The sequence below is a fragment of the Streptomyces sp. NPDC050743 genome (assembly GCF_044456925.1).
GTDB lineage: Bacteria > Actinomycetota > Actinomycetes > Streptomycetales > Streptomycetaceae > Streptomyces.
The window spans coordinates 16,296-27,505 of sequence record NZ_JBITGJ010000096.1; the positions used below are offsets into that span (position 1 = coordinate 16,296).

Here is an 11,210-nt window from a genome sequence, read left to right on the forward strand (position 1 = left end):
ATCGATCAGTCCACCGTCACGTAGTCGGGGCCGGAGTAGCGGCCGGTGGCCAGCTTCTGGCGCTGCATCAGCAGGTCGTTCAGCAGCGAGGAGGCGCCGAAGCGGAACCAGTGGTTGTCCAGCCAGTCCTCGCCCGCGGTCTCGTTGACCAGGACCAGGAACTTGATCGCGTCCTTGCTGGTGCGGATGCCGCCGGCCGGCTTCACGCCGACCTGGACGCCGGTCTGGGCGCGGAAGTCCCGTACGGCCTCCAGCATGAGGAGGGTGTTGGCGGGGGTCGCGTTCACCGCCACCTTGCCGGTCGAGGTCTTGATGAAGTCGGCGCCCGCCAGCATGCCGAGCCAGGAGGCGCGGCGGATGTTGTCGTACGTCGACAGCTCGCCGGTCTCGAAGATGACCTTCAGCCGGGCGCTGTCGCCGCAGGCCTGCTTCACGGCGACGATCTCGTCGTACACCTTCAGGTACTTGCCGGCGAGGAACGCGCCCCGGTCGATGACCATGTCGATCTCGTCGGCGCCGGCGGCGACGGCCTCGCGGACGTCGGCCAGCTTCACGTCGAGGGCGGCACGGCCGGCCGGGAACGCGGTGGCGACCGAGGCGACCTTCACGCCGGAGCCGGCGACGGCCTCCTTGGCCACGGCCACCATGTCGGGGTAGACGCAGACCGCGGCGGTCGCCGGGGTCGTACGGTCCGTGGGGTCGGGGTGGACCGCCTTGGCGCCGAGCGCCCGGACCTTGCCCGGGGTGTCCGCGCCTTCCAGCGTCGTCAGGTCGACCATCGAGATGGCGAGGTCGATGGCGTACGCCTTCGCGGTGGTCTTGATGGAACGGGTGCCGAGAGACGCGGCGCGCGCCTCCAGGCCGACCGCGTCGACGCCGGGCAGCCCGTGCAGGAAGCGGCGCAGCGTGCTGTCGGACGCGGTGACGTCAGCGAGAGCGTGTGCTGTGGGTGCAGTGGTGGGCATGGTCACCAGACGAGCATATCTACGCGCGTAGCAGCTGTACAGCCCCTGCGCTCGTCTTCCGCCCGAAGATCACAGCTGAGCGCCGGTTCCGGGGCGCGTGGCGGCAGTGCCGACGGTGTCATGCAGACTTGGCCCATGACCACCCCCGACCACCAGTCACCCGCGTCACAGCCTCCGGGCCCCGCCGCCAAGGACCGGATCTACCGCTCGCCCATGGCGCTCGTGGGCGGCGTGCTGCTGCTCGTCGTCGTCGGCTGGCTCGGCTTCGACGCGCTGTTCCAGGGCCATGGCCGCACGCCGTGGCTGGCGCTCGCCGCGATGATCCTGATCGTGCCGCTGGTGATCGCCTTCACGCTCCGCCCGGCGGTCTTCGCGGGCGAGGACCGGCTGCGGGTGCGCAATCCGTTCCGGGTGATCAGCCTGCCCTGGGGCCAGGTCGCCTCGCTGCGCTCCGGCTTCTCCAACGAGGTCGTCGCGAAGTCCGGCGGCAAGTACCAGCTGTGGGCGGTCCCCGTGTCGCTGCGGGCCCGCAAGAAGGCGGAGATGCGCAAGTCCCGGGCGGCGGCGGACGCGGCGCGCGGCGGGGAGCCGACGCGCCGGAACTTCGGCTTCGGCACCGTGGGCGGCTTCGGAGCCCCCGGCAGCGCCGGCCTGGGGTCCGGGTCGACCCGCGCGGACACCGACCAGGTCATGGACGAGCTGCGGGAACTGCTGGACCGGCGCGGCGAGGCGGAGTCGGCGCAGGGGGAGGTCGCCGTGCGCTGGGCGTACGAGGTGATCGCGCCCGCGCTGGCGGGTGCGGTGCTGCTGCTGATTCTGCTGATCATCGGGTGAGGTTCTCCGGGGCCTCCTGGCGGGGATGAGCGGAACTCCGGTCGCGGGGATGGGCGGGCGTCAGCCGGGGGTCACCGAGCCGCAGCGCTGGCCGTGAAACATGCGCGAGCCGCCGCCGCCGTTCGTCCTGGACGGATGGAATCTGCGCCGGAAGTCCACGGGGATGTCCAGCGCGAAGAAGTTCTTTCCGTTCCCCGTCCGCGCGCGCAGGCGGATCCGGTGCTCGGCCACCGGCACCGTCTCGGGAAGCCGCAGCACCCATGCCTGTTTCCAGGGCCCGGCGGGTGACCTGGGGTCCCCCGACAGTGTCGCGCCCATGCGGGCCAGCAGGTCGGGCAGCCGATACCAGCGGTCCAGCATCTTCACCGGACCGAACTTCATGATCACATTGCAGGTGACCCGGGTCAGGTCGACGGCCTCCTTCAGATGGCCGTCCAACTCGCAGCGGACCTGGTGCCCGAGCCACGGCAGCGCGGGGGTCAGCGTGATGGTGAGGAGATCCAGGACGTAGGTCTCGTCGCTGATGTCCTCCACCGTGTCCACACTCATCTCACTCACCCCACGGTTTCACGAACACGAATACGGATGCTCCCGGGCCGCGCCCCCGGTCCCGCCCAGGGGAAGGCGGCAGCGGCCCTCGGCACGCGTCTGATGCCGCTCCTCACCCGTTCGGCGGTGTGGAAACGACGGAAGGAAGCCGACCGCCGCGGTGCCGGGACAGGCACCGACGGACGGCGCCCGGGCGGACATCACCCGGGCGGATCGGCCGTGGACGAGCGGACGGCCGCCCGGCCACCCGGCGTACGGCGCCCGGTGTCCGGTCCTGGCGGGATGCGCCCGGCGTGTCGGCGGTCCGACAATGGTCAGGGCGGGTGCTCCGGCCCGATTCCGGCAGGCCGGAGCACCACATGTGCACTCGGCGCGGACTAGTCCCAGCCCCCGTCCCAGCCCCCGTCCCAGCCTCCGTCCCAGTCCCCGTCGAAGTGCCGGACCACGCGGAAGCTGGCCACCACGCCGTCCTTGATCTTGATGCCGTCGACGTGCCCGACGCGCACGCCTTCCGCGGAGCTGCGGGGCCCGACGGTGGCGACCGGAGCGCCGTTGTCGCAGACCACCCCGCGGAAGACCTCGACGGTCTTGCGGCTGTCGTTGCGGATGTTCAGGGTCCTCGCGCCCAGGCCGCTGATCACGGTGACGCAGTCGCCGGGGTGGGCGGAGTACGAGCGCTCGTTGATCTCGATCCGGCCCCAGTCCTCGTGGCCCCTGCCCCCAGGGCCCCTGCCTCTGTTCCCGCCCTCGTTGCCCTTGCCCGGTCCGGCGTTGCCGCCGAGGGGAGAGGTGGCGGGAGCGGCCGGAGCGGACTGGGGCGCCGGGGCGGAGGCCGCCGAGGCGTAGGTGATTCCGGTCGCGGCCAGGGCAGACGCGGCCGCGATACCAGCGGTGACGACGGTGGAACGGGGGAGCTTCATGTCGCTTCTCCTGTCTCCGGTTTCACAGATACCGGCCCGTCAGCCGGCTCTTGAGTAAAAGTACCCACGCCGGTCATATCGGTCATATAAGACAACCGGAACGAGAGGCCGATAGGGGTATTTTTGGCGCCGCGCACCGCTCCTTGAGGGTCGCCGTCGGCCCATCAAGTAGACGTAATTAAAAGCGGATTGACCGACTATTAGCCCTTTTGAAGTATCTTCTGACGCTCGCTCACTTCCGTCGTGTCCCGGCGTGTCCCGGCGTGTCGCGGTGTGCCGCCGCGTGTCGCTGCGGCGGCGGAGACGAGTCGTGTTAGAGGGGCTCCGCCTCGGTGCCGTCGGCTGCGGAGGCGCGACCGCGGTGCGAGCGACGAACCACCGTCAGGATCCCGGGAGCTGAGGAACGACGGAACGACGAAATGGGGTGCCCCCGGCTCGGGGCACCCCATCGCTGTCGTACGGATCAGATGCCGGCCGCCGCCGACAGGTCGCGCTTGATCGCGGTGAGGAGGTCCGTCGCGCGGGCGCGGGCGGCCGGGAGGGCCGCGTGGTCCGCGACCGGTACGACGACCTCCAGGTAGCACTTCAGCTTCGGCTCGGTGCCGCTGGGGCGGACGATCACGCGGGCGCCGTCGAGGGTGTAGCGCAGGCCGTCCGTGGGTGGGAGCTTCTCGCTGCCCCGGGTGAGGTCCTCGGCGCCGGTGATGGCCAGGCCCGCCAGCTCGGTCGGCGGCTGCTCGCGCAGGCGGCGCATCGCGTCCGCGATGAGCGAGAGGTCCTGCACCCGGACCGACAGCTGGTCGGTGGCGTGCAGACCGTGCTCCACGGCGAGGTCGTCGAGGAGGTCGAGGAGGGTACGGCCCTCCTCCTTGAGGCCGGAGGCCAGCTCCGTGATCAGCAGCGCGGCGGTGATGCCGTCCTTGTCGCGCACGCCCTCGGGGTCCACGCAGTAGCCGAGGGCCTCCTCGTAGCCGTAGCGCAGGCCGTCCACGCGGGCGATCCACTTGAAGCCGGTCAGCGTCTCCTCATAGGGCAGGCCCGCCTTCCCGGCGATCCGGCCGAGGAGGGAGGAGGAGACGATCGACTCGGCGAACACCCCGGTCGCGCCCCGGCGGACCAGGTGGGCGCCGAGCAGGGCGCCGACCTCGTCACCGCGCAGCATCCGCCAGTCCGCGCCGTCCTTGACGGCCACGGCACAGCGGTCGGCGTCGGGGTCGTTGGCGATGATCAGGTCCGGGTCGGCCGTGCGGGCCTGGGCGAACGCCAGGTCCATCGCACCCGGCTCCTCCGGATTCGGGAAGGCGACCGTCGGGAAGTCCGGGTCGGGGTCGGCCTGCTCGGCGACCAGCACGGGCTCCGGGAAACCGGCCCGGGCGAAGGCGGCCAGCAGGACGTCCTTGCCGACGCCGTGCATCGCCGTGTAGACGGTGCGGGCGGTGCGCGGGGAGCCCTCGGCGAGGACGGCGTCCGTACGGGCCAGATAGGCGTCCAGGACCGCGTCGTCCAGGGTCTGCCAGCCGGACTCCGGGCGCGGTACGTCGTTCAGGGAGGCGATCGCGTCGATCTCCGCGGCGATTTCCGCGTCGGCGGGCGGCACGATCTGGGAGCCGTCGCCGAGGTAGACCTTGTAGCCGTTGTCCCGGGGCGGGTTGTGGCTGGCGGTGACTTCCACGCCCGCGACCGCGCCGAGATGCCGTATGGCGTACGCCAGGACCGGGGTGGGCAGCGGGCGGGGGAGTACGGCGGCGCGCAGGCCGGCGCCGGTCATCACGGCGGCGGTTTCGCGGGCGAAGTCGGCGGACTTGTGGCGGGCGTCGTAGCCGATGACGACGAATCCACCGGTGTGGCCGTTCTTCTTCAGGTACGCGGCGAGGCCGGCCGCCGCCCTGATGACGACGCCGCGGTTCATGCGCATCGGGCCGGCGCCGAGTTCGCCACGCAGACCCGCGGTGCCGAACTGGAGGGTGCCGCGGAAGCGGGCCGACAGTTCGTCGACGTCACCGGCCTCGATCAGCTTGGCGAGTTCGTCGCGGGTCTCCTGGTCGGGGTCCTCGGCGAGCCATGCCTCGGCCCGGGCGATGAGATCGTCGTGCACCTTGGGATCAACCTCTCCGTGTTTGCCTGGTCCACCGGGGGCTCCGCCCCCGGACCCCCGTTCGCCCACCCACCCGAGACCGTCGGCCGAGAGGTGAACGCGCGGGAGCCACGCCACCGGCGCCGCAGCGCCTGCGTCCGCTTACAGCTTCCCCAGCACCTGGCCCAGCAGCTCGCCCATCCGTGCCGCCGAGTCGCGGCCCGCCTGGAGGACCTCCTCGTGGTTGAGGGGCTCGCCGGTCATGCCGGCCGCCAGGTTGGTGACCAGGGAGATGCCCAGCACCTCGGCGCCCGCCTCGCGGGCGGCGATGGCCTCCAGGACGGTGGACATGCCGACCAGGTCCGCGCCGATGACACGGGCCATGCGGATCTCGGCCGGGGTCTCGTAGTGCGGGCCGGGGAACTGCGCGTAGACACCCTCCTCCAGGGAGGGGTCGATCTCCTTGCACAGGGCGCGCAGGCGGGGGGAGTAGAGGTCCGTCAGGTCGACGAAGTTGGCGCCGACGATCGGGGAGGTGGCCGTGAGGTTGATGTGGTCGCTGATCAGGACCGGCTGGCCGGGGCGCATGCCCTCGCGCAGACCGCCGCAGCCGTTGGTCAGGACGACCGTCTTGCAGCCGGCGGCCACGGCCGTGCGGACGCCGTGGGCGACGGCGGCGACGCCGCGGCCCTCGTAGTAGTGGGTGCGGCCCAGGAAGAGCAGGGCCCTCTTGGCACCGAAGGAGTACGAGCGGACCTTGCCGCCGTGCCCCTCGACGGCCGGCGGCGGGAAGCCGGGCAGCTCGGTGACCTGGAACTCGGCGTCGGGCGCGCCCAGGGCGTCGACGGCCGGAGCCCAGCCGGAGCCCATCACGAGGGCGACGTCGTGGGTCTCGGCGCCGGTGAGTTCGCGCAGGCGCGCGGCGGCGGCGTCGGCGGCGGCGTACGGGTCGCCCTGGATGTCGTCCGGAAGAAGAGATGCGTTCACGAGGTTGAGAGTAGCCGGTCCACGCCTACGCGCGTAGATGATAGACGCCACGGGATTGCTTTCGTTGTCTTGTTGTTTCCGACGAAGCCCGTGAACGGGGGCTTCGCGTCACCTCTGAACCCTCTGTGCTCAGCTGAACCCTCTGTGCTCAGCAAGGGCGCTTGCGGAGCTCCATCACATAGTCGTGGGGCGCCCCGGCCGATTCCACCGCGTCGGCGATCTCGCCCAGGTAGCGGGCGGAGGGCAGACCGCCCTCGTAAGCGTTCAGGACGTACGTCCACGCGGCCTCCTCGCCGTCGAGGGTGTGCACGCGCACGCGCACCCGGCGGTAGAGATCCAGTCCGACGCCCTCCCACCGGTCGAGGGACTCCTCGTCCAGAGGTGCGATGTCGTACAGGCCGACGAAGACCTCCGCGAGCGGGTCCTCGACGATCGTCGCGAGCGCGCCCTCCCAGCCCAGGTGCTCGCCGCCGAACGTCAGCCGCCAGCCGTTCAGCCAGCCCGTGGCGCGCAGCGGGGAGTGCGGGGCGCGGTGGGACATCAGGCGCGCGTCGAGGTTGCCTGCGTACGCGGCGTAGAGCGACATGGGGAGAGGGTACGGCAGGGGGCACGCGAGTCACTCGAGTCCCAGGGGAAGCTTCCGCGCGCCCCCGGGCAGTAGCACCTTGAAGCGTGCGGGACAATGGAGTACGTGACTCGGATCGTGATCATCGGTGGCGGACCCGGCGGATACGAGGCGGCCCTGGTAGCCGCCCAGCTCGGTGCGGAGGTGACCGTCGTCGACTGCGACGGTCTGGGCGGAGCGTCGGTGCTGACCGACTGCGTGCCGTCGAAGACGCTCATCGCTACGGCCGAGGTGATGACCACCTTCGATTCGTCGTACGAAGAGCTCGGGATCATCGTCGCCGACGACACCCCGCCGCTGGAGCAGGCGGCCCGGGTGGTCGGGGTGGACCTCGGGAAGGTCAACCGGCGTGTCAAACGGCTCGCGCTCGCGCAGTCGCACGACATCACCGCCTCCGTCACCCGCGCCGGCGCCCGGGTCATGCGCGGCCGCGGCCGGCTGGACGGCATGCAGGCCCTCGACGGGTCCCGGAAGGTCGTCGTCACCGCCGCCGACGGCACCGAGGAGACCCTCACCGCCGACGCCGTCCTCATCGCCACCGGCGGTCACCCGCGCGAGCTGCCCGACGCCCAGCCCGACGGCGAGCGCATCCTGAACTGGACCCAGGTCTACGACCTCACCGAGCTGCCGGAAGAGCTGATCGTGGTCGGCTCCGGTGTGACCGGTGCCGAGTTCGCCGGCGCCTACCAGGCCCTCGGGTCGAAGGTCACGCTCGTGTCGTCCCGGGACCGGGTCCTTCCCGGTGAGGACCCGGACGCCGCCGCCGTGCTGGAGGACGTCTTCCGGCGCCGTGGCATGAACGTCATGGCCCGCTCCCGCGCCGCCTCCGCCAAGCGGGTCGGGGACCGGGTGGAGGTGACGCTCGCCGACGGGCGCGTCATCGGCGGCACCCACTGCCTGATGGCCGTCGGCGCCATCCCGAACAGCGCGGGCCTCGGCCTGGAGGAGGCCGGCGTCAAGCTGCGCGACTCCGGCCACATCTGGACCGACAAGGTGTCCAGGACGACCGCTCCGGGCGTCTACGCGGCCGGTGACGTCACCGGCGTCTTTGCGCTCGCCTCCGTCGCCGCCATGCAGGGCCGTATCGCCATGTACCACTTCCTCGGCGACGCGGTGGCCCCGCTGAACCTGAAGACCGTCTCCTCCAACGTCTTCACCGACCCCGAGATCGCGACCGTCGGCTACACGCAGGCCGACGTGGACGCGGGCAAGATCGACGCCCGGGTCGTGAAGCTCCCGCTGCTGCGCAACCCGCGCGCCAAGATGCAGGGCATCCGGGACGGCTTCGTGAAGATCTTCTGCCGTCCGGGCACGGGGATCGTCGTCGGCGGTGTGGTCGTGGCGCCGCGCGCCTCGGAACTCATCCACCCCATCTCGATCGCCGTCGACAACAATCTGACAGTCGAACAGATCGCGAACGCGTTCACCGTGTACCCCTCCCTTTCGGGGTCGATCGCGGAGGTGGCCCGCCAGCTCCACACCCGCAAGGCCGGCGTGGAGGGCTGACGGAGGGCTCCGACTTCCCGCTGGTCACGGGGAGTTGCCGCGTTTGCGCACGGCATAGTCAGGGCGGGTAGGTCCTATACCACTTCCCACCCTGGCATGCGAACAACTTCGTTTATTCGGCGCAAACTGCTGAAAGCAGACGGTCGCTGGGGTTACTGTCAGTTTCGTGTTCGCTGCTGAACGTCGCCAATTGATCCTCGAAATGGTGCGAGCGAACGGTGCCGTGTCGCTCCGTGAGCTCGCCCGCGTCGTCCAGACCTCCGAAGTGACCGTACGGCGGGACGTGCGGGCACTGGAGGCAGAAGGACTCCTCGACCGCCGGCATGGCGGTGCGGTACTGCCGGGCGGGTTCACGCGAGAATCCGGCTTTCCGCAGAAGTCCCATCTCGCGACCGCCGAGAAGACGGCCATCGCCGACCTCGCGGCGGGCCTCGTCGAAGAGGGCGAGGCCATCGTGGTCGGGGCCGGTACGACCACGCAGGAGCTGGCCCGCCGGCTCGCGCGGGTGCCCGGGCTGACCGTCGTCACCAACTCCTTGCTGGTGGCTCAGGCGCTGGCCCACGCCAACCGGGTGGAGGTCGTGATGACCGGTGGCACCCTGCGCGGCTCCAACTACGCCCTCGTCGGCTCCGGCGCGGAGCAGTCCCTGCAGGGGCTGCGGGTGTCCAAGGCCTTCCTGTCGGGGAGCGGGCTCACCGCCGAGCGCGGGCTGTCCACCTCCAACATGCTCTCGGCGTCCGTCGACCGGGCCCTCGTCCAGGCCGCCGCGGAGGTCGTGGTCCTCGCCGACCACACCAAGCTCGGCACGGACACGATGTTCCAGACCGTGCCGACCGACCTCATCACGCGCCTGGTCACCGACGAGCCGCCGACCCACGACGACCGTGCCGCCACCGAGTTGCAGGCCCTTGCCGACCAGGGTGTGCAGATCGCCGTCGCCGGGGCGAACGGAGCCCCTCCGGGGGGTGAGCAGGCCCCGGCGCGGCGCGCTCCCCTGCCGGGGCCACGCAGGGGGCATGTGCCGGGTTCCTCACCGCTGAGGTCGGCTGCGGGGGTGGGGGAGCACACGGGGGTGGAGCGGGGGCGGGTCGCTGATCTGCGGCGGCGGTGAGGTGCCTGCGCCTGGTCGCCGTGGGGGCCGCGGGTCGGACACAGCCCCGCGCCCCTTCAGGCTGGTCGGTCCTCAGACGGGCTTGACCGGTACGGGGCCATGGCCGAGCGGGCCGCCGGGGCGTACCGGCGGCGGGACATGCGGGTCACCAGCTGCCACATGGTGCGCTCGTCCTCCAGGTCCGCCGGCAGGATCAGGCCGAGCGCCTCGGCCAGGGGTTTGCGGCCGAGGTTGACCAGGGCGCGTACCGCCGCCGCCCACTCGTCGGTCGCGGCCACCGCCGCGTGGTACCACACCGGCGTCAGGCCGAGGAGCACGACGGCCGTGACGACCAGCACCGGGCGGTCGGCCCGGCCGGACGCCAGCGCGGCCAGCGCCGAACCGGCCACCGCCGCATGGCCGTACAGCAGGGCCACGAAGAAGTCGACGTTGGTGCGGGCCGTGTCGTTCTGCCTGCGGGTCCACTCGGGGGCGGCGCTGGTCAGCTCGTTCCACAGGACCTGGGTGTCGAGCCGGTAGCGGTCGTGGCCGTACTCCTCGAAGCGGCGGATGGCGTTGCCGAGCCGGGTCGGGGCGATCTGCTCGTCGCCGACCGGATAGCGGCTCAGCTTCTCGGTGAGCAGGGCCCGCCGGATCGGTGAGGTGCCGGAGGTGGCCGCCAGCCGGTCGGCGATGCGCTGACGCCGCGCCCGCTGCACCCGGCAGCCACGCTCGTACGCCACGGCCGGCCACAGGGCGTACCCCTCGAGGAAGCGGTAGAGGGGGGTCTGGAGTGCGTTGAGGACCAGCCCGAGCAGGACGGCCGCGACCAGGAGCAGCAGGGCGGCGTGGCCTCCCGTCGTCGGCCAGTGCCCGGCCAGCAGCGCGGGGCGGCGCAGGCTGGGCGCGACCGCGAACAGGAACACGGACAGGTTCAGCGCGGTCGGCAGGATCCAGCCGACGAGCAGCGTCCAGCCCCCGCCGAGTGCGCCCTTGGCGATGTCTCCCACGGGTTACGACTCCTCGGCGTCCCGCGCCCAGTCGTCGTCGGGGTCGAGGACGGGGCCGGGGGAGGTGTGGCCCGTCGGCTGGACCGGGGTCCCGAAGCCCCCGGGCGCTTCGGTGAGGTGGATGGTCTCGGACGCCCCGTCGTGGGTGGCGTCATCGATCAACCGGGAGATACGGGCCCTGAGTTCGAGATCGGTCGGGTCGGAGGGCAGGGAGGCGCTGAGCTTCGTCGTGGGGGACGCATCCACGGTGACGAACATGGTGGTGGTCCGGGCGAACGCGTTCCGCCAGTCGATCAGGGACTGCGCGAACCGGGCCGCCGTGTCGATGTCGCCTCTGACCCGGAGGTCCACACTGTCCCGGCCTTCGACCGTCCGGCTGGACCACGGCGGTACGGTCGCATCCTGCCGTAACCACTGGAGCAGCCCTTCGGCCTGACCGTGGCCGGCGCTGGTGACCGTGAAGACGAAGTCCACGCGACCAGCTTAGGACCCGGAAGAGCGGTTGGCCCCCGGTGTGCACCGGGGGCCAACTCAGTTCGGTGGGGCGGGACTTCAGTCCTTGATCTCGCAGATCGCCGCGCCGGAGGTGACGGAGGCGCCGACCTCCGCGGTCAGGCCCTTGATGGTGCCCGCCTTGTGGGCGTTGAGGG

The 11,210-nt window shown here is 71.5% G+C and carries 11 protein-coding genes; 3 read left to right on the top strand and 8 right to left on the bottom strand.

All coding sequences use genetic code 11. The features are described from left to right. Positions 1-5: 5 nt before the first annotated feature. Entirely contained in the window at positions 6-965 is a 960-nt protein-coding gene (gene deoC, locus ACIBJF_RS43585; protein ID WP_399182721.1) for a deoxyribose-phosphate aldolase, read from the bottom strand. Positions 966-1,100: 135 nt separating this feature from the next. On the opposite strand from deoC, the gene ACIBJF_RS43590 reads away from it, so the two are divergent. Beyond that, the gene (locus ACIBJF_RS43590) at positions 1,101-1,799 is read left to right on the top strand and encodes a PH domain-containing protein (protein WP_399182702.1); all 699 of its coding nucleotides are present in this window, start codon (positions 1,101-1,103) and stop codon (positions 1,797-1,799) included. Positions 1,800-1,859: 60 nt separating this feature from the next. On the opposite strand, the gene ACIBJF_RS43595 is transcribed toward ACIBJF_RS43590, so the two are convergent. From ACIBJF_RS43595 to ACIBJF_RS43615, 5 genes are all read right to left on the bottom strand, one after another. Beyond that, positions 1,860-2,348 carry a hypothetical protein gene (locus ACIBJF_RS43595; protein WP_399182704.1) on the bottom strand — a complete coding sequence of 163 codons (489 nt, stop codon included), beginning with the start codon at positions 2,346-2,348 and terminating at the stop codon, positions 1,860-1,862. 377 nt (positions 2,349-2,725) lie between these two features. Beyond that, the gene (locus tag ACIBJF_RS43600) at positions 2,726-3,268 is read right to left on the bottom strand and encodes a hypothetical protein (protein WP_399182706.1); all 543 of its coding nucleotides are present in this window, start codon (positions 3,266-3,268) and stop codon (positions 2,726-2,728) included. A 463-nt stretch (positions 3,269-3,731) separates the two neighbouring features. Beyond that, positions 3,732-5,363, bottom strand: coding sequence for a phospho-sugar mutase (locus ACIBJF_RS43605; RefSeq protein WP_399182707.1), 1,632 nt, complete (start codon positions 5,361-5,363; stop codon positions 3,732-3,734). 141 nt (positions 5,364-5,504) lie between these two features. After that, a complete protein-coding gene (locus ACIBJF_RS43610; protein WP_399182709.1) occupies positions 5,505-6,329 on the bottom strand; it encodes a purine-nucleoside phosphorylase in 825 nt (274 codons plus the stop codon). 148 nt (positions 6,330-6,477) lie between these two features. Further along, entirely contained in the window at positions 6,478-6,915 is a 438-nt protein-coding gene (locus tag ACIBJF_RS43615) for a gamma-glutamylcyclotransferase (RefSeq protein ID WP_399182711.1), read from the bottom strand. Between the two features lie 96 nt (positions 6,916-7,011). Between ACIBJF_RS43615 and ACIBJF_RS43620 the strand changes: the two genes are divergently transcribed. Together ACIBJF_RS43620 and ACIBJF_RS43625 are read left to right on the top strand one after the other, a co-directional pair. Continuing rightward, positions 7,012-8,460, top strand: a complete 1,449-nt coding sequence (locus ACIBJF_RS43620; RefSeq protein WP_399182713.1) for an NAD(P)H-quinone dehydrogenase — start codon at positions 7,012-7,014, stop codon at positions 8,458-8,460. Positions 8,461-8,626: 166 nt separating this feature from the next. Then, a complete protein-coding gene (locus tag ACIBJF_RS43625; protein ID WP_399182715.1) occupies positions 8,627-9,571 on the top strand; it encodes a DeoR/GlpR family DNA-binding transcription regulator in 945 nt (314 codons plus the stop codon). A 56-nt stretch (positions 9,572-9,627) separates the two neighbouring features. Here ACIBJF_RS43625 and ACIBJF_RS43630 read toward each other — a convergent pair whose 3' ends face one another. Together ACIBJF_RS43630 and ACIBJF_RS43635 are read right to left on the bottom strand one after the other, a co-directional pair. Continuing rightward, a complete protein-coding gene (locus tag ACIBJF_RS43630) occupies positions 9,628-10,560 on the bottom strand; it encodes a hypothetical protein (RefSeq protein WP_399182717.1) in 933 nt (310 codons plus the stop codon). A gap of 3 nt (positions 10,561-10,563) precedes the next feature. Beyond that, positions 10,564-11,034, bottom strand: a complete 471-nt coding sequence (locus ACIBJF_RS43635) for a hypothetical protein (protein ID WP_399182719.1) — start codon at positions 11,032-11,034, stop codon at positions 10,564-10,566. Positions 11,035-11,210: the final 176 nt, after the last annotated feature.